We start from the raw sequence: 16649 nt of genomic DNA on the forward strand, positions 1-16649 counted from the left end.
TCTCCTTACACAAAGCGGCAGCTGATGGAGCCCATGTTGCCGTAGTCGACGTGGAAGGTGTCGCCTCTGCTGGCGGCAACCGGGCGGGTAAACGAGCCGCCGAGGATGATCTGGCCTGGCTCAAGCTGCACGTCGTATGGCGCGAGTTTGTTCGCCAGCCACGCCACGCCGTTCGCCGGATGATTAAGGACGCCTGCGGCCACGCCGGTCTCTTCGATCACGCCGTTGCGGTAGAGCAGGGCGGAGATCCAGCGCAGATCCAGTTCGTCGGGTTTAATCGGGCGGCCGCCGAGGATCACGCCCGCGTTGGCGGCGTTATCGGAGATAGTGTCGAATACCTTGCGCGGGCGCTGGGTTTCCGGGTCAACGTTGTGGCAGCGGGCGTCGATCAGCTCCAGGGCAGGGATGACGTAATCCGTGGCGTTGTAAACGTCGAAGATCGTGCAGTTCGGGCCGCGCAGCGGTTTTGCCAGCACAAAGGCCAGCTCCACTTCGATGCGCGGGACGATAAAGCGATCCACGGGAATGTCGCTGCCGTCGTGGAAGAACATATCGTCCAGCAGCGCGCCGTAGTCTGGCTCGCTGATCTGCGAGCTGGCCTGCATCGCTTTGGAGGTGAGGCCGATCTTGTGGCCTTTCAGCACGCGGCCTTCGGCAATTTTCAGGCTCACCCATTCGCGCTGGACGGCGTAGGCGTCTTCAATGGTGATCTCCGGATACTCAAGCGAGATCGCGCGGATCTGCTCCCGGGATTGTTCCGCCTGATGCAGGCGGTGGGCGATCAGGGTATGGGTGTGTTTGTCGAGCATGGCGATATCCTGTTGTTGCCGGGTGGCGCGTAGCGATCCCGGCCTACGTTCGAGCCGTTGTAGGCCCGGTAAGCGAAGCGCCACCGGGCGAGCAGACGGCTACTTAAACAACGCGTGCACGTTGTTCTGCTTGTAATTGAGCGTCGGGTGCAGCTCGTCGAGCTCGAAAGACAGCGCCAGATAGCGGGCGGTCATCAGCGCTGCAAAATGCGTTTTGATCAGCGCAAACAGCATTTCACCGACCTCTTCCCGGCTCTCCAGACTGCGCCCGGCGCCGATTTTGAGCGTCATATGCACAAAGGCGTAATCGTGCTTGCCGTCGGCCATCTGCCAGGTGTCCAGCCAGTGGGCGCGGCTGCGGATACCGCCGAGCGGGAAGATCCCCGTGGCGGCGAGCGCCTCGTTCACTTTGGCGAACAGCCCCGGCAGGTCGGCCTGCTCGCGGATGTTGTCGGTACATTCAGCAATAAAATGCGGCATGGTGGCTCCTTACGCGGGCAGCGGGAAAACGGCGTTGACCTGGCCGGTGCCGGAGCTGGCGAACAGCTCGGTGAGAAACTCCACCTTACCGTCGTAGTTGTCCCAGCCGAGCATCCCCAGCAGCATCACCGTGTCGTGCATGTTGCCCTCGCCGTAGCAGTAGTCGGCGTACTCCGGCAGCATGCTGCAAAACTCTTTGAACTGCCCCTCGCGCCACAGCTTCACTACCCGCTCATCCATCTGGCGGTCAAACTCGCGGGTATAGCTGTTCATCCCTTCCTCCGCGCGCTGGTCGTCGATAAAGCGGTGCGACAGCGAGCCGCTGGCGAGCACCGCCACGGTGCCGTCGTATTTTTCGATGGCGCTGACGATGGCCTCGCCCAGCCTGCGGCTGTCGGCGAAGTCGTGAACCGTGCAGAACGCCGAGATGGAGATCACTTTGAAGTGCTTATCCGCGTTCATGTAGCGCATCGGCACCAGCGTGCCGTACTCCAGCTTGAGGCTCGGGATGTTGTGCGCCTTGGCGCGCACGCCAAGCTTCACCGCTTCGTCGGCGATCAGCTGGCCGAGTTCCGGGTTGCCGTCGTAGTCGTAGGTCATGTCGCGAATAAAATGCGGCAGCTCGTTGCTGGTGTAGACGCCTGAAAAATGGTCCGCACAGTTGATGTGATACGCGCTGTTCACCAGCCAGTGGGTGTCGAAGACGATAATGGTATCGACGCCCAGCTCGCGGCAGCGCTTGCTGATCTCTTTATGCCCGTCGATGGCTGACTGGCGGCAACCGTGGTTTTTGCCCGGCAGTTCAGAGAGATACATTGACGGCACGTGGGTGATTTTTGCCGCTAACGCTAATTTTCCCATGATCAGATCCCCCATTTTGGAATCGGATGGTCGCCCATGGAGATACAGACGTTTTTCATCTCCGCGAAGACCTCAAAGCTGTACTCGCCGCCCTCACGCCCGGTGCCGGAGGCCTTCACGCCGCCAAACGGCTGGCGCAGGTCGCGCACGTTCTGGGTGTTAACGAACACCATGCCGGCTTCAATGTTGCGCGCCAGTCGCAGCACTTTGCTGACGTCCTGCGTCCAGATGTACGACGCCAGGCCATACTCCACGTCGTTTGCCAGGCGCAGGCCTTCCGCTTCGTCCTTAAACGGCAGCAGGCAGGCCACCGGCCCGAAGATCTCTTCCTGCGCCACGCGCATGCGGTTATCGACATCCGCCAGCACGGTCGGGCGCAGGAAATTGCCGCTTTTCAGGTGCGCAGGAAGATCGGTCGGTTTGTCCGGGCCGCCCGCCAGCAGGGTTGCCCCCTCTTCAATGCCGAGGCGGATGTAGCCGGAGACCTTCTCCCAGTGCTGCTTGCTGATCAGCGCGCCAATCTGGGTGTTCTGATCGGTCGGGTCGCCCACGCGCAGGCGGCTGGCGCGCTCGGCAAAGCGTTTGACGAACTCCGGGTAGATGCTCTGCTGGATGAAGATGCGCGAGCCGGCGGTGCAGCGTTCGCCATTGATGGAGAAGATGGTGAACAGGGCGGCGTCCAGCGCGCGCTCAATGTCCGCGTCTTCAAAAATCAGCACCGGAGATTTGCCGCCCAGCTCCATGGAATACTTCTTCAGCCCGGCGTTTTTCATGATGTTACGCCCGGTGGCGGTGCCGCCGGTGAAGGAGACGGCGCGCACGTCATGATGACGCACCAGCGCGTCGCCCGCCGTGGCGCCATAGCCCTGCACTACGTTCAGCACGCCCGCCGGAATGCCCGCCTCCAGCGCCAGCTCGCCCAGACGGTCGGCGGTCAGCGGGGAGAGCTCGGACATCTTCAGCACCGCGGTGTTACCCAGCGCCAGGCACGGCGCGACCTTCCAGGTGGCGGTCATAAACGGCACGTTCCACGGCGACACCAGCGCACAAACGCCTACCGGCTGCACGAGGGTGTAGTTGAGCATCTTGTCATCGACCGGGTAGGTTTTGCCGTTCATCTGCTGGCACACCTCGGCGAAGAACTCAAAGTTGTGCGAGGCGCGTGGAATGAGCACGTTTTTGGTCTGGTGGATCGGCAGGCCGGTGTCGGCGGTTTCCATGGCGGCAATGTCCGGCACGTTCTGGTCAATCAGATCCCCCAGGCGACGCATCAGGCGCGCACGCTCCTTCATCGGCAGGTTGGCCCATTTCGGGAACGCCTCTTTGGCGGCGGCAACGGCCTGATGGATTTCGGCTTCGCCGCCGGAGGCCACTTCTGCCAGCACCTCGCCGGAGGCCGGGTTAGTGGTTTGGAAGTACTCACTTCCGGCGACGTTTTTCCCGTTGATCCAGTGGTTAATCTTTTTCATTTTGCAGTCTCCTCACTGACAATTCGGTTTACCAGGCGGCCTACGCCTTCCACTTCCACTACCACCTCATCGCCCGGCACCACGTCGGACAGCCCCTTCGGCGTGCCGGTGGCAATCATGTCGCCCGGTTGCAGGGTCATGAAATCGCTCAGATACGCAATCAGGAATGGGATGCTGAAAATGAGATCGGCGGTGGTGCCTTCCTGACGCAGTTCACCGTTGACGTAGGTGCGAAGACGAAGGTTGTGCGGGTCAGGGATGGCTTCTTTTGGCACTACGTTCGGGCTGATGGGGGTCAGCCCGTCGCGGCTTTTCACCCGCAGGTTCGGGCGATAGTAGTTTTCGAGATAATCGCGGATGGCGTAGTCGTTGCACACCGTGTAGCCCGCAACATAGTCCATCGCCTCGGCTTCGCTGACCTTACGCGCGGTTTTACCGATGACCACCACCAGCTCGGCTTCGTAATGCATGTATTCAATGTTGTTTGGGCGCACCGAGGTCTGGTTGTCGCCATTAAAGGTGTTTGGCGCTTTGATAAACACCAGCGGCTCGGTGGGGGGCTTGAAGTCCAGCTCGCTGGCGTGATCGGCGTAGTTCAGGCCGAGGGCGAACAGCGTGGCGTGCGGCGGCGTGCGCGAAGCGATGGCAACGTCGCGTTCCTCCACCACCGGGTTTTCCAGCGGCGGAAATCCCTCTGCCAGAATGCGTACCCGATCGCCCGGGCGAATTTCGACGCGGCTTTGCGGGGTACCGAGCAATATCGCATCGCCGGGGTTCAGGGTGGCAAATTCGCTCAGGGCGCTCAGCAGTTCGGCGGCGTTGCGGTGCAGATCGGTCGTGTTCCAGTGGTCCGCTTCGCGACCGTTGATCTCGGTGATGATGGTCAGGTTGTCCACGTTATCAACGGCGACAGGTTCGCCGAGCGGGCAAAATCCATCCCGGCATTTGGCTTTAATAGCCGGGCGGTAGAAGCTCTCTTCCGGCAGGCTGATTTCGTTGGCCAGCGCGTAGCCGGCGATGTACGCCGCCGCCTCTTCAACGCGTACTTTGCTGGCGGTTTTGCCCACCACCAGCGCCACCGTTGCGCCGCTTAACACGGTTTCTCCCTGCGGGAAGGGAATCGGCTCGCCTGCGCGAATAACGGTGTTATGTGGCTTGATAAACCACACCGCCGTTTTTGGCGGCGCGTTATAGGGGGCTTTTTCAAACGCCTCAGCCCAGGCCGCACGCTGGCTTTGGTGGTTTAGCGCTACGGCAAAAACAGTACCTTTCATTCCCATACTCCTCAAACCGGCTGTCCGGTTTTGATTTCATTAATATGTTAATGATCTGGTTTTATGCTTTTGCTGTTCGTTTCGCAATCAGAAGTGAATAATTTGTGATATGAATAACAATAAATTTACACAAATGGGTTAATTATCATTAAAATCAATGCATTAAAAAAATGACGTTGTTTCTGTTAGACTTTTTGGGTTACAACGTATTGTCTATAAAAGCATCTGTTTTAAATTGTTTACTTGTTAATGATGTAAGGGGAAGGTGATGCATGATTCATTAACCATCGCGCTGTTGCAGGCGCGTGAAGCGGCGATGGGCTACTTCCGCCCGATAGTGAAACGGCATAATCTGACCGAGCAGCAGTGGCGTATCGTCCGCGTGCTGGCCGAGCATCCCTCCATGGATTTTCATGATCTGGCGTTCCGCACCTGCATTTTGCGCCCAAGCCTGACCGGCATTCTGACGCGGATGGAGCGCGACGGTCTGGTGCTGCGCTTAAAGCCGGTGAATGACCAGCGCAAGCTGTACGTATCGCTGACGAAAGAAGGCAACGCGCTGTACCAGCGTGCTCAGGCTCAGGTGGAAGAGGCGTACCAGCAGATTGAGGCGGAATATACCCCGGAGAAGATGAAGCAGCTCACGGCGCTGCTGGAAGAGTTTATTGAACTCGGAAACCGACATATTGCCGCGCGGGACGAAGCGTAAAAACCCTAAATTCCAGGATGATTTTCGTAAAGTTTTCTCATGCCAGGCCGAATATTCTGTATCTGCCTGAGGAAAGAGAAAACATGTTAAATCGTATCAAGATTGTCACCAGCTTACTGCTGGTTTTAGCGATATTTGGCCTTTTACAACTCACATCCGGTGGTCTTTTCTTCAATGCCCTGAAGCATGACAAAGAGAATTTCACCATTCTGCAAACCATTCGCCAGCAACAATCCACCCTGAACGGTAGCTGGGTGGCGCTGCTGCAAACCCGTAACACCCTGAACCGCGCGGGTATCCGCTACATGATGGATCAGAACAATATCGGCAGCGGCTCAACCGTCGCCGAGCTGATGCAGATTGCCTCTGCGTCTCTGAAACAGGCGGAAAAAAACTGGGCGGATTACGAAGCACTTCCGCGTGACCCGCGTCAGAGCGACGCTGCGGCACTGGAAATCAAACGTAATTACGATATCTACCACGGCGCGCTGGCCGAGCTGATCCAGCTGCTGGGGGCGGGCAAGATCAACGAGTTCTTCGACCAGCCGACCCAGAGCTATCAGGATGGCTTTGAGAAGCAGTACGTCAGCTATCTGCAACAAAACGACGCGCTCTATCAGACCGCGGTTGAAGACAGCAACAGCTCTTACCGCCAGGCTATCTGGGTGCTGATTAGCGTGCTGGCTGCGGTGCTGGTGGTGATTGTTGCCGTCTGGCTGGGTATTCGTCAGGCACTGATTTCGCCGCTGAACCGTCTGATTGACAGCATTCGTCATATCGCCAGCGGCGACCTGGTGAAGCGCATCGACGTGGAAGGCTCCAACGAGATGGGTGAACTGGCTGACTCCCTGCGCCATATGCAGGGCGAGCTGGTGCGTACCGTGGGTGACGTGCGTAACGGCGCAAACGCCATTTACAGCGGTGCGAGCGAAATCTCGATGGGCAATAACGATCTCTCATCCCGTACCGAGCAGCAGGCTGCCTCTCTGGAAGAGACCGCCGCCAGTATGGAACAGCTGACCGCCACCGTGAAGCAAAACGCCGAGAATGCCCGTCAGGCGAGCAACCTGGCCCTGAGCGCATCCGAAACCGCGCAGAAAGGCGGGAAAGTGGTGGATAACGTGGTGCAGACCATGCGCGACATCGCCGGCAGTTCGCAGAAAATCGCCGATATTATCAGCGTGATCGACGGGATTGCTTTCCAGACCAATATTCTGGCGCTGAACGCGGCGGTAGAAGCGGCACGTGCGGGCGAGCAGGGCCGCGGCTTTGCGGTGGTTGCAGGTGAAGTACGAAACCTGGCGCAGCGCAGCGCCCAGGCGGCTCGCGAGATCAAGAGCCTGATTGAAGACTCCGTGGGGCGCGTGGAGTTGGGTTCAACGCTGGTAGAAAGCGCCGGTGAAACCATGGGTGAGATCGTGAATGCGGTAACGCGCGTGACGGACATCATGGGCGAAATCGCGTCTGCGTCTGATGAGCAGAGCCGCGGTATCGACCAGGTGGGGCTGGCGGTGGCGGAGATGGATCGCGTGACCCAGCAGAACGCCTCGCTGGTGGAAGAGTCTGCGGCGGCCGCGGCGGCACTGGAAGAGCAGGCGAGCCGTCTGACGCAGGCCGTTGCGGTGTTCCGTATTCAGCAGGAACAGATGAAGGCGCGCGAGTTCGCCTCCGCGAAAAGCGTTGCCGCACCGGTAGTGGCGCGTAAACCGGCGACCGCAGATGCGGGCGATAACTGGGAAACGTTCTGACGTTGTGCGTTTCGCCGGGTGGCGGCTGCGCCTTACCCGGCCTACGGATTGTGGGTTTTGCCGGGTGGCGGCTGCGCCTTACCCGGCCTACGGATTGTGGGTTTTGCCGGGTGGCGGCTGCGCCTTACCCGGCCTACGGATTGTGCAATTTGCCGGGTGGCTTCGTCTGACCTGGCCTGCGGAATTGGGTTTTGTAGGCCCGGTAAGCGCAGCGCCACCGGGCGATTTTACACAGGCAGGCGCATGGCGCAGCGGGAACCATACGCTAAACCGTGCGCCGTCTCTTCTTCACGTTTCTGGCGCATTTCCGGCGTCAGCGTCGTCATCATTTCAAACCCTAATCGCCTGTAGTAGGGCGCGTTCCACGAGATATCACGAAACGTCGTTAACGTCAGCGAGGTTAGCCCCAGCGTGCGGGCATGCTCTGCGACACGGTTAATCAACCGGCGTCCGAGACCTCGTCCCTGCCAGTCCAGATGAACCGAAAGTTCCACAATAAACAGCGAAGATGGCTGGGCTTCGGCGAGAATAAAGCCCACGGGCCTGTCGTCAGCCAGCGCCAGCCAGCTTAATCCGCGTCCGGCGTAACCGAGGTGATCTTCAACGGAAATAACCTCGCTGTCTGCCAGCCAGGCCAGCTCAGGAACATCGCGAAATCGCTGCCCCGCCGCGCGTTCAATGGCGGGCAGGGCAGCGACGTCGTCGATGCGCGTCGGGCGGAGGGTGAACGCCGTCATCAGCCAGCGCTGCTCACAATTTTAATCTCCACCATGCCGATCCCCAGCTTGCGCGGAGCGTGACCGAGAATATTCCCTTCGTTAGTGGACTGCGGCTCGGGCGGCACAATGACCAGCGTATTGCTGCGCGTGGGGTTATCGAAATGCAGCGTGCTGGTGGTGACATCATTGCTCAGCGTCAGCATCTGTTCTTTATCGCCGACGCGCACCGGCACAGGACGGTTTGCGTTGGGACCAAATGCCCTGGCGGTGATCACCAGATCGAATTTCTCCGGCAGCGGATGGGTATACTCAATTTTCACCTCATCACCTAACTGCGCGTTAGACCAGCGCCCCCAGGATTCGGGTCGTGAAATACCGCTGAACTGCTTCACCTCTTCAGGCGCGCCGGCAACGTTAAAAATAAAGCTGTCAGCTTTATAACGAATGTCGTTGTCGACGATTTTCAGCAGGTCTACGTTGCGCTGATAGCGTGCGGTATCAATAACCGTATCTTTAAACGCGGTTTTCCCCTGCCACTGTGGTTTATCAACGTGTTGCACGGTCTGCTCGCCGCCGAGTTGCCCCTGTGAGACGCACCAGTCGGTGGACAGTGACAGCTCTTGTGACCAGAGCTGGCCCATTTTGTAGCATTTATCGACCCAGACGAAATTATCGCGCGGGGCGAATTCCGCCAGCTGGAAGCGCAGTGGCGCGGAGTATTCGCTTTCCGGCAGCGGCTCGACGCGGTTATCCGACACGCGCAGCAGCAGAGGCAGGCGGAAATGGCTGCCGGAGAACGCGATCATTTTTTTATCCTGATCGATGGTGAAGTCGTTTATCTCTTTCGGGAAGTTCCACAGGCGAATGATATCCGGCTTCCAGGCGAGGATTTTTTCCTTCATGTTGAGGAAGATTTCCGACAGGGACTGGCCCGACAACGTACTGCGGCCCAGGCCAATGAAGTTATCGCCACCCAGAATATCCAGCACGGTAGCGCCGTTATCCATCGAGTTACGTTTAGCGGCAATGATCTCCTGCTGCGGTTTATCGCCGCGCAGCACAAAGAACAGGTTGCTGCGATCCAGCTTATTCAGCTCATCCCAGGCGCTGTTTTTCATCGCCAGATGGTCAGATGAAACGACAATGACCGTATTTTTGAAATACGGCGACGCTTTGATTTTCTCGATTAACGCCGCGATATGTTCCTGGCTACAGGTCACAGCGCTGAACGACTTGTTGTTTTTACCGTCAATGTCGTAGCCCTGACGTTTACAGGTGCGTGAGACGAAACCATCCGGATGATGCGTGTCGACGGTCAACGCAAACAGCGAGAAGCGTTTACCGGCGCGGGAAAGCTCCTCGAATTTCTTCCAGGTTTCATCCAGAACGGTATCGTCGTAAAAGCCCCAGTCGTTGCGGTAGGCCGGATCGGCGACCGTGGTTTTCAGCTCTTCGGAACCATATAAGTGATCGAAACCGTGGGATCTCAGGAACACATCTTTCCCGGCAAAACGCAGGTTAGCGCCCTGCATAAAGTAGTTTTCATAGCCCGAGTTTTTCAGGATATCGCCGAGGCAAATGTTCTGCGGGAAGAAGCTCGACATCGAGGCAGAGGCGTTGCCTTCAAACGGGGCGAACAGGGGAATGCCGCACTGGGAGGCCACCATCCCGGCGATGGTGTAATCCGTACCGGGCAGCTGCATGGTGTGGCTGAAGTCGAGGCCCTGGTCTTTCAGCGCGCCAAGCTCTGGCGTCAGGTTCGGGAAAGCATCGTTGTCAAACCAGGTGCGTTCCAGACTTTCGCCGTAGATATAGACCAGGTTGAGTTTAGGGTTGTCGATTTTCTTCGAGGGTTCTTTGTAATAGGCCGCAAAGTCCGGATCGCCATCGCGCGACTGGGATTTTACCAGCTCGGTAATTTGATGGAATGCCGGGCTGGCATCCACGGAGGCCAGCGCCAGGCACAGCGCCAGCAGGCTGTAGCCATGATGATGCGGACGGTGACGGCGACGGCGCAGAACCCAGGCCAGCGCGGCGAAGATGGCCACCAGAGCGACCACCAGCCCCAGACCCGGAAGGATGTACTTACCCACACCTGCGCCGGTCAGACTGTTGGTCAATGTGTAGAGCACCGCGTCGTTAATACCGTCGCCGGTAAAGTAATCGCTGGCATATAACGTAATGTTTAAAACAATAAAAATACCGAGCACCACCAGGGTGGCCACAAACCACCAGGTGTGACGACCGGCTTTCCAGGCATAAACGCCGATGGAAGCCAGGAAAAGGACAAGGGACATTAACTCTGACAACAGCAGATCCTCATCATGCCGGACGCTTAGCCGGCTAATTGCTTATTTTTTGGGTAATACAATGTAATTGCGATGTCGCTTAGCTGCAATTTTAGTGTCACGAAAGTGTGCTGTTGTTAGGATTTGGTTTATAAAATCGGATTTTTGAATACAGTCGCATCGTGGCATACGGAGGCTGAGGTGGTGGCAGGGGGTAAAAAAACGCACTTCACGCCGCGGTATAAGACTAATGTAATAAACGCGGCGTGTTGTGGCAGAAAAAGGGGGACAATCAGGAGAGGAAATTAACGCCTTGTTTCAGCACCAGATCGCAGGCTTTCGTTTTCACCTGTTTCGCCAGAGATGAATTTCCAAGGGTGCTGAGGTTCAGCTGCTGACCATTTTGCGCGTTAAGCAGGCCCTGAATACCGTCCATATAGTTGGTGTCCGCTTTCTGCTCCTGGGTGTCCAGTCCCAGTTTACCCAACACCTGGTTTTTGATGTTTTCGGTATCGGTGACGGAAGCCAGTTTCTGCTTCGCGCAGTATTCCAGAATACCCGCGGCGTTGTTCATCGTTCCGGCACTCAGGCTTTGGGAGCTGTTGCCCAGCAGGCCGGTGAGGGACGAGGCTGACAGTCCGCCCTGGGACGTGCCGCTCTCTTTGGTTAACTCACTTGCTGCGCTGGAGAGCGACTCCTGCCATGATGCGGCCGGCGCTGCGCCAGTCACCAGCAGGGCGCCAGTAAGGATGCTGATAAGAAATTGTTTTTTCATAATGATTTACTCAACAAGGTCCGTTTTGGGCCAGAAGTGGGTTCAGTATATACCTCTGCTCTTCCGGCGCTCCCTGGAAATATCTTAATACTCTTTGCCGGTGACGCGGCTGCGGTAGCTGTCCCAGTCGAAGATGACGTACAGGCTGTTACCCAGCTTCATGCGATCCATCACCCGCTCGCCAAGAAGTCGGGTCATCTCGTCGATATTGTGGTTCGTCAACATACCGGTTGGGCGTTTTGACGACGAACGGCGATCGACAATCTGGTTGATGATCACTTTTTCGTAGCGGGACTCCGTCTGGACACCGATCTCGTCGATGACCAGCAAATCCACGTTACTTAAATCATTCAGCAACTGTTCTTCGCTGGTTTCGCGATTACTGAAGGTGTCCTTCATGGCGGACATAATATCGGCCACGGTGATAATCAGCACTGACTTCCCGCGCAGCAGCAGCTCGTTGCAGATAGCGGCGGCGAGGTGATTTTTCCCGGTGCCGGGTTTTCCGCTAAAGATGAAGCTGGCGATGTTGCCGTCAAATTCATCCACGTACTGGCGCGCCTGGTTAAGGGCGTTCATCTGCCCCTGAGACTCGACCTTATAATTCTCGAAGGAGCAGTTCTGGTGCAGAGGGCGAATGCCCGAGCGGTTAAAGGTGCGCTGCATTTTCATCGCGCGGTTTTCGCGGGCGAGGGCTGCCGCGCGAATTTTACCCTGCTCTTTTTGCCATGCCAGCAGCTCTTCACCGGTGGTGAAGGCGGGCTTCACGTTGGCAGGCATTATCTTCTGCAAACGTTTCATCAGGTCGCCGACGTTTTTCATTTCGCACCTCGGAATCCATCAGGGATTTTTTTGTCCGGTTCTGAAAAAGCATTGATATCACGTTTTGGCTGGCCGTTGTTGCTGGCGCGGTTGATTTGCAGACTGCGCGCGAATTTTTGCTGCCACTGAACATGGTGGAAGACTTTTCCTTCAGCTTGCCAGTATGCGGTAAAGGCTGCCAGCTCTTCCGGTGTCGCGGGCTGCGAGAGGGCTATTCCCCATAAGGCCGCCTGCCGCTGAAAATCGGCGTCCGGCTGCCAACCGGCGTACATGGGAAATTTCCCCATTGGAACGGCCACCGGGGCGCTGGCGGGTTCGTCAAAAAACTGATTATCCAGCATGACATCGCTCGCCGGGCGCGACAGCTTCTCTTCAATTTCCAGAAGCTGCGCCAGACGCTCCGGCGTGACCGCATAAAACGCCGGGGCGTTGTCGGCAAATACCGCGAGCGTGCCGCCTTCGGCGTGCGTCAACACACCGCGAGGATCGCGCATAAAGGCATCAATGCCAGCAATGCTGGTGGTCAGAATTCTGGAGGACATAACACTTTCTCAACTGATTACTACGGGCGTGATTGAGGGTTATGGTAGCACAGAGAGAGGGGAGGAAAGGAGAGGATTTCCCCGGTGGCGTTACGCTTACCGGGGCTAAAATCACAGGGGCAGGTTACGCGATGATGTTCAGCGTCACGTCGATATTGCCGCGCGTCGCGTTAGAGTACGGACAGACGATGTGGGCCGCATCCACCAGTTTTTTGGCTTCCGCTGCGTCCATCCCTTCAACGTGGATGTTCAGCTTCGCTTCGATACCAAAACCGGTTGGCAGCGGGCCGATCCCTACTTCGCCTTCAATAAAGGCGTCTTTTGGCAGAGCGAATTTATCGCGTGCCGCAACGAACTTCATTGCGCCCAGGAAGCAGGCGGAGTAGCCCGCAGCGAACAGCTGTTCAGGGTTGGTTACTTCACCCCCCATGCCGCCCATCTCTTTTGGCACACCCAGTTTGACATCCAGAACGCCATCGGAAGACGTGGCGCGGCCATCACGGCCTCCGGTTGCTTTGGCTTTGGCAGTGTAGACAACTTTTTCTAAAGACATGGCAGGTTCCTCATCTTACGTTTATATGCGCTATTAAATAGCGCGCGATGTTTTAAGTTAAAATTAGACGCGTAAAGTACAGCCTTACGCGCGATGCAGCTGTTGGCGCAAACTTTCGAGCTGTTGCTTGAGCGCCAGCATGGTGTCGGTATCACACTGCGCTGCACAGCCCACGGCGTGGGGGATCGTCACGGCCTGCTGTTGCAGCGCCCGACCCGCGTCGCTCAGGGTGACGGCGACCTGACGCTCATCCTGACGGGAACGCTGGCGGAGGATCAATCCTGCGCTTTCCAGGCGTTTCAGCAGGGGAGTCAGCGTGGCGGAATCCAGGAACAGCCGCTCGCCAATGTCTGACACCGTAATATCATCCTGTTCCCAGAGCACCAGCATCACCAGGTATTGCGGGTAGGTCAGATTAAGCGGCGCCAGCAGTTGCCGGTACAGCTTGTTAAGCGCCAGATTTGCCGAATAGAGGGCAAAACAGAGCTGGTTATCCAGCAGAAGCGCGTTGGTGGTGTCGTTCGTTTTTGCGTCCATGAAATGAATATAGATAGTGCGCGATACAATTGCAAGCGATTTTATTATACGCGTGGACGTTTGCGGTAAAGCCATAAGCCGGGGATCGACAGGCCGATGGAGAGCGCACCCACGATCGACGAGGCTTTAAGGAAGTTGCTCAGGAGCAGGATCATCTGGGGTTCGCTGTAGCCAAAATGGCTGATTTTGACGGCGGAGATCATCGCCGTATAGGCTGAAATGCCCGGGAACATAGGAATCACTGCCGCCACGGTGAATACCTTCGGGTGCGCCAGATACCAGCGGGACCACTGAATACCGATGCTGCCAACCAGCATGGAGGCGATAAACGTCGACCATTCAATATTAAAGCCCGCTGTCATCATGATCATACGAGAGCCGTGGCCAATGGCACCCAGCAGCGCACACCAGGGTAATGCACGCTGTGGGACGTTAAACACCATCGCAAAACCAACGGCGGGAAGGGCAGACAAGAGCATGTCCTGTGCCAGTGCGAGCATAAAATCCATCACGCCCATCCGCGTAACCCCCAGAGTGTCATGGCCATTACCACCCCGATACAGGTCGCCAGCGTCAGCAGGCTGGCTATCGCCCAGCGCGCCAGACCGGTGTTGATATGGCCTTTGAACATATCAGCGACGGCATTAATTAAGGGAAAACCTGGCACCAGCAGCAATACGCTGGCGGCCATCGCAACAGTAGGCGTGCTGGCGAAGTAGGGCTGGCGCAAAAGCAGGCCGGATACGGTTGTCGCCACAAATGCCGTGATGCAGAAGTTAATTTGCGGATGTAGCTGTCTGTGCGTCAACAGCTGGCGGACATACATTGCGATGCTGCTGGCAAAGAAGGTCACGACAGCGCCGTCCCAGCCGCCCGCGTTGAGCTTGCAGAAGCAGGCGCAGGACAGTCCCACCATCAGCACAACCAGCCAGCGCGGATACCGGAGGGGTTTGATTTGATTGAAACGTTTTTCTATCTCCCGGAGATCGAGCAGCTTGTGTTCAGCAAGGATCACGATGTGCTGCACTTCCGTCACGACGTGCATGTTAATGCCGCGGTCATGATTTTTACGGGTGGAGGTCAGGCACTGTCCGTCTTTAATGGTGGTCAGCACAATGGCATTTGACGAGATGGAACTCTCAACGCTGTCCATCCCCAGCGCCAGCCCAAGGCGTGTGGAGAGTTCTTCGACGAGGGCGCTTTCTGCGCCGTGCTGTAAGAGAAAAAGCCCGCACTGAATACATAGCCGCGTGGTGGCACGTTGCGTAGACCGATCTGCCTGCATGAAACGCCCTGAAGAGAAGAGAGATTGCTTACTTTTAACACAAAGTGCAGGGCCCTTTGCGCTGGGCCAGATCAACATTTGTGCGATCAGTGGCGCGATGGGGGCGGAGGAAAGACAGCATTGTTATTTATTTAATGAATGTGAAATTAGGATTTATAAAAACAATATATTAAGTATTTCTAATTTCATATTTTCGATCTTTTCACGCAATTTGAATTAAATTTAAATGGTCTTTATGCGATATTAGGCCTGTATTGGGCGTTTCTTAACCCATGTGATATTTGTTCTATTTTGCGAGTATTAACCCGTTTGTACTTCGGAATGCAAACGTGTTTAACCTTGCAGGGTTAGTTCGTTCTTAAATAAAGAATTCATGACAGGGAGGGTCTATGTTGCCATTGAATGGTAAACACGGAGTGGTGATCAGCAGAGTACCGGTTATGCAAAATGGGTTAGGTGGCGTCATGTCGCGTCATTTTCCCGATTTTGAGATAACGTACTGCCGTACGATGCAGGAGTTGACGTTATTACAATTGCGTCGCGCTGGGGTCGTTATTGCCGATATTTCGGGTGAGTATCGTAATCCACGCGGCACGCTTGAGCAATATTATGGGTTAATGAATCAGTACCGGGATATTCACTGGATATTCCTCGTTTCGCGCCCCCTTTATCCACTTGCAGTAGAGCTTCTTATGCGTCCGGAAAGCACGCTGCTTTCGGATATGGAACCCATTGAAGGCGTAATTAACGCTATTCGCGCGGGGAGTGAACGTGCCGAGCGAATAAGCCAGACGTTATTGATACCGGAAAATCCTGATATTGAAGAGGAGAGTGAGCAAATGATTGCGCTTACCCACTCTGAACGCAAGGTGTTGCGTTTGTTAGGTAAAGGTTGGGGAATCAACCAAATAGCCACGCTACTTAATAAAAGTAATAAAACGATCAGTGCACAGAAAAACAGTGCAATGCGTCGCTTATCACTTCGCAGTAATGCCGATATGTACGCGTGGATAAGCAGTACCCAGGGAATGCGAGAACTCAGTTTAATGTCGGCTTATGGAGAGTTTGAGGAATGGAAAAGACCACTGCAACAAAACATATCGCCGTCATCGAAAGCTGCTCAATGAGCGCTATGGGGCTGAAGCATCTTTTTGCGATGCCCGCCCTGAGCCATTACCAGGTGCACCTGTTTGCCAGATTTGACAACTTCAAAGCGGCGCTCTCGGAAATCTCATTCTTTGCCGTAATTTATTCATTGTCCGATGAGCGTGAGGAGCGGCGAAACTGTCTGGCCTGTTTGCGGGATCTCACCTTCACCCACAGCGACGTCAAGCGTATTGTGCTGGCCTCTGATGAAATGGAGGCGAGACTGGTCAGCCATCTTTCGCCTTCTCGCTTACATGGAATTATCAGTAAATCGGTTCCGCTGAAGCAGTTAATGGAGGGGCTGGAGACATTACTCAGCGAAACGCATCACGTGAATGACAACGTGTACAATCACTGGTGTGTGAGCCAGCATCGTATGCTAAGCCCAACTGAAAGGGCGATTCTGCGATATATGTCATCGGGTTTTTCGATCCCTGAAATTGCGGCACAGCTTGAACGCAATATCAAAACCATCCGTGCGCATAAGTTTAACGCAATGGTAAAGCTGGGCGTCAATTCTGATGTGGGATTACTGGATGCGGCAGATATCCTGGCGCATCTCCCGGTCAGGGAAATTCGCCGTTCCGCTCTCACCGTTCCTTCTTTCTCGTAGTGTTAAGTGATGCGCCAGA

At 56.1% G+C, this 16649-nt stretch carries 18 protein-coding genes; 4 read left to right on the forward strand and 14 right to left on the reverse strand.

Annotation, left to right across the window (positions count from 1 at the left end):
- Window positions 1-5 precede the first annotated feature (5 nt).
- The 5 genes from hpaH to hpaG form a co-directional block, all read right to left on the reverse strand.
- The gene (gene hpaH / locus BFV65_RS02840) at window positions 6-809 is read right to left on the reverse strand and encodes a 2-oxo-hept-4-ene-1,7-dioate hydratase (protein WP_015572593.1); all 804 of its coding nucleotides are present in this window, start codon (window positions 807-809) and stop codon (window positions 6-8) included.
- 99 nt (window positions 810-908) lie between these two features.
- Window positions 909-1289 (reverse strand): 5-carboxymethyl-2-hydroxymuconate Delta-isomerase, encoded by a 381-nt coding sequence (locus BFV65_RS02845; protein ID WP_046619808.1) that lies wholly within the window; start codon window positions 1287-1289, stop codon window positions 909-911.
- A gap of 9 nt (window positions 1290-1298) precedes the next feature.
- Window positions 1299-2150, reverse strand: coding sequence for a 3,4-dihydroxyphenylacetate 2,3-dioxygenase (hpaD, locus tag BFV65_RS02850; RefSeq protein ID WP_023299259.1), 852 nt, complete (start codon window positions 2148-2150; stop codon window positions 1299-1301).
- A gap of 2 nt (window positions 2151-2152) precedes the next feature.
- A complete protein-coding gene (gene hpaE / locus BFV65_RS02855) occupies window positions 2153-3619 on the reverse strand; it encodes a 5-carboxymethyl-2-hydroxymuconate semialdehyde dehydrogenase (RefSeq protein ID WP_069596218.1) in 1467 nt (488 codons plus the stop codon).
- Window positions 3616-4893, reverse strand: a complete 1278-nt coding sequence (gene hpaG, locus BFV65_RS02860) for a 4-hydroxyphenylacetate degradation bifunctional isomerase/decarboxylase (protein ID WP_069596219.1) — start codon at window positions 4891-4893, stop codon at window positions 3616-3618. The genes hpaE and hpaG overlap by 4 nt, the downstream gene beginning before the upstream one ends.
- Before the next feature lie 268 nt (window positions 4894-5161).
- On the opposite strand from hpaG, the gene hpaR reads away from it, so the two are divergent.
- Both hpaR and tsr read left to right on the forward strand, forming a co-directional pair.
- Complete coding sequence (gene hpaR / locus BFV65_RS02865; RefSeq protein ID WP_045621229.1) at window positions 5162-5602, forward strand: homoprotocatechuate degradation operon regulator HpaR; 441 nt, start codon at window positions 5162-5164, stop codon at window positions 5600-5602.
- Between the two features lie 83 nt (window positions 5603-5685).
- Window positions 5686-7350 carry a methyl-accepting chemotaxis protein gene (gene tsr, locus BFV65_RS02870; protein ID WP_023305399.1) on the forward strand — a complete coding sequence of 555 codons (1665 nt, stop codon included), beginning with the start codon at window positions 5686-5688 and terminating at the stop codon, window positions 7348-7350.
- A gap of 227 nt (window positions 7351-7577) precedes the next feature.
- Here tsr and BFV65_RS02875 read toward each other — a convergent pair whose 3' ends face one another.
- The 9 genes from BFV65_RS02875 to BFV65_RS02915 all read right to left on the reverse strand — a co-directional run bounded on the left by BFV65_RS02875 (window position 7578) and on the right by BFV65_RS02915 (window position 14871).
- Window positions 7578-8087, reverse strand: coding sequence for a GNAT family N-acetyltransferase (locus BFV65_RS02875; protein WP_069596220.1), 510 nt, complete (start codon window positions 8085-8087; stop codon window positions 7578-7580).
- Window positions 8087-10378: a phosphatidylglycerol--membrane-oligosaccharide glycerophosphotransferase gene (gene opgB / locus BFV65_RS02880; RefSeq protein ID WP_069596221.1), complete on the reverse strand. Its 2292-nt coding sequence runs from the start codon at window positions 10376-10378 to the stop codon at window positions 8087-8089. Before opgB ends, BFV65_RS02875 begins: the two co-directional genes overlap by 1 nt.
- A 271-nt stretch (window positions 10379-10649) precedes the next feature.
- Window positions 10650-11132, reverse strand: coding sequence for a YjjA family protein (locus BFV65_RS02885; RefSeq protein WP_032625373.1), 483 nt, complete (start codon window positions 11130-11132; stop codon window positions 10650-10652).
- 84 nt (window positions 11133-11216) lie between these two features.
- Window positions 11217-11954, reverse strand: coding sequence for a replicative helicase loader DnaC (dnaC, locus tag BFV65_RS02890; protein WP_069596222.1), 738 nt, complete (start codon window positions 11952-11954; stop codon window positions 11217-11219).
- A complete protein-coding gene (gene dnaT, locus BFV65_RS02895; protein ID WP_023299265.1) occupies window positions 11951-12496 on the reverse strand; it encodes a primosomal protein DnaT in 546 nt (181 codons plus the stop codon). The genes dnaC and dnaT overlap by 4 nt, the downstream gene beginning before the upstream one ends.
- Before the next feature lie 124 nt (window positions 12497-12620).
- Window positions 12621-13049, reverse strand: a complete 429-nt coding sequence (locus BFV65_RS02900) for an organic hydroperoxide resistance protein (protein WP_003856578.1) — start codon at window positions 13047-13049, stop codon at window positions 12621-12623.
- An 84-nt stretch (window positions 13050-13133) separates the two neighbouring features.
- Complete coding sequence (locus BFV65_RS02905; RefSeq protein WP_022646966.1) at window positions 13134-13586, reverse strand: MarR family winged helix-turn-helix transcriptional regulator; 453 nt, start codon at window positions 13584-13586, stop codon at window positions 13134-13136.
- Between the two features lie 44 nt (window positions 13587-13630).
- Entirely contained in the window at window positions 13631-14104 is a 474-nt protein-coding gene (locus BFV65_RS02910) for a threonine/serine exporter (protein WP_032621429.1), read from the reverse strand.
- Window positions 14095-14871: a threonine/serine exporter family protein gene (locus BFV65_RS02915; protein WP_017383842.1), complete on the reverse strand. Its 777-nt coding sequence runs from the start codon at window positions 14869-14871 to the stop codon at window positions 14095-14097. Before BFV65_RS02915 ends, BFV65_RS02910 begins: the two co-directional genes overlap by 10 nt.
- 389 nt (window positions 14872-15260) lie before the next feature.
- On the opposite strand from BFV65_RS02915, the gene BFV65_RS02920 reads away from it, so the two are divergent.
- The gene (locus BFV65_RS02920; RefSeq protein WP_069596223.1) at window positions 15261-15998 is read left to right on the forward strand and encodes a helix-turn-helix transcriptional regulator; all 738 of its coding nucleotides are present in this window, start codon (window positions 15261-15263) and stop codon (window positions 15996-15998) included.
- The gene (gene bglJ, locus BFV65_RS02925) at window positions 15995-16630 is read left to right on the forward strand and encodes a DNA-binding transcriptional activator BglJ (protein ID WP_032625381.1); all 636 of its coding nucleotides are present in this window, start codon (window positions 15995-15997) and stop codon (window positions 16628-16630) included. The genes BFV65_RS02920 and bglJ overlap by 4 nt, the downstream gene beginning before the upstream one ends.
- Window positions 16631-16649: the final 19 nt, after the last annotated feature.

It is taken from the genome of Enterobacter hormaechei subsp. hoffmannii (assembly GCF_001729745.1).
In the GTDB taxonomy this organism is placed as follows: Bacteria; Pseudomonadota; Gammaproteobacteria; order Enterobacterales; family Enterobacteriaceae; genus Enterobacter; species Enterobacter intestinihominis.

Coding starts and splice junctions, on each gene's coding strand:
- hpaH (WP_015572593.1), bottom strand. CDS start 809: ATGCTCGACAAACACACCCATACCCTGATCGCCCACCGCCTGCATCAG.
- BFV65_RS02845 (WP_046619808.1), bottom strand. CDS start 1,289: ATGCCGCATTTTATTGCTGAATGTACCGACAACATCCGCGAGCAGGCC.
- hpaD (WP_023299259.1), bottom strand. CDS start 2,150: ATGGGAAAATTAGCGTTAGCGGCAAAAATCACCCACGTGCCGTCAATG.
- hpaE (WP_069596218.1), bottom strand. CDS start 3,619: ATGAAAAAGATTAACCACTGGATCAACGGGAAAAACGTCGCCGGAAGT.
- hpaG (WP_069596219.1), bottom strand. CDS start 4,893: ATGAAAGGTACTGTTTTTGCCGTAGCGCTAAACCACCAAAGCCAGCGT.
- hpaR (WP_045621229.1), top strand. CDS start 5,162: ATGCATGATTCATTAACCATCGCGCTGTTGCAGGCGCGTGAAGCGGCG.
- tsr (WP_023305399.1), top strand. CDS start 5,686: ATGTTAAATCGTATCAAGATTGTCACCAGCTTACTGCTGGTTTTAGCG.
- BFV65_RS02875 (WP_069596220.1), bottom strand. CDS start 8,087: ATGACGGCGTTCACCCTCCGCCCGACGCGCATCGACGACGTCGCTGCC.
- BFV65_RS02885 (WP_032625373.1), bottom strand. CDS start 11,132: ATGAAAAAACAATTTCTTATCAGCATCCTTACTGGCGCCCTGCTGGTG.
- dnaC (WP_069596222.1), bottom strand. CDS start 11,954: ATGAAAAACGTCGGCGACCTGATGAAACGTTTGCAGAAGATAATGCCT.
- dnaT (WP_023299265.1), bottom strand. CDS start 12,496: ATGTCCTCCAGAATTCTGACCACCAGCATTGCTGGCATTGATGCCTTT.
- BFV65_RS02900 (WP_003856578.1), bottom strand. CDS start 13,049: ATGTCTTTAGAAAAAGTTGTCTACACTGCCAAAGCCAAAGCAACCGGA.
- BFV65_RS02905 (WP_022646966.1), bottom strand. CDS start 13,586: ATGGACGCAAAAACGAACGACACCACCAACGCGCTTCTGCTGGATAAC.
- BFV65_RS02910 (WP_032621429.1), bottom strand. CDS start 14,104: ATGGGCGTGATGGATTTTATGCTCGCACTGGCACAGGACATGCTCTTG.
- BFV65_RS02915 (WP_017383842.1), bottom strand. CDS start 14,871: ATGCAGGCAGATCGGTCTACGCAACGTGCCACCACGCGGCTATGTATT.
- BFV65_RS02920 (WP_069596223.1), top strand. CDS start 15,261: ATGTTGCCATTGAATGGTAAACACGGAGTGGTGATCAGCAGAGTACCG.
- bglJ (WP_032625381.1), top strand. CDS start 15,995: ATGAGCGCTATGGGGCTGAAGCATCTTTTTGCGATGCCCGCCCTGAGC.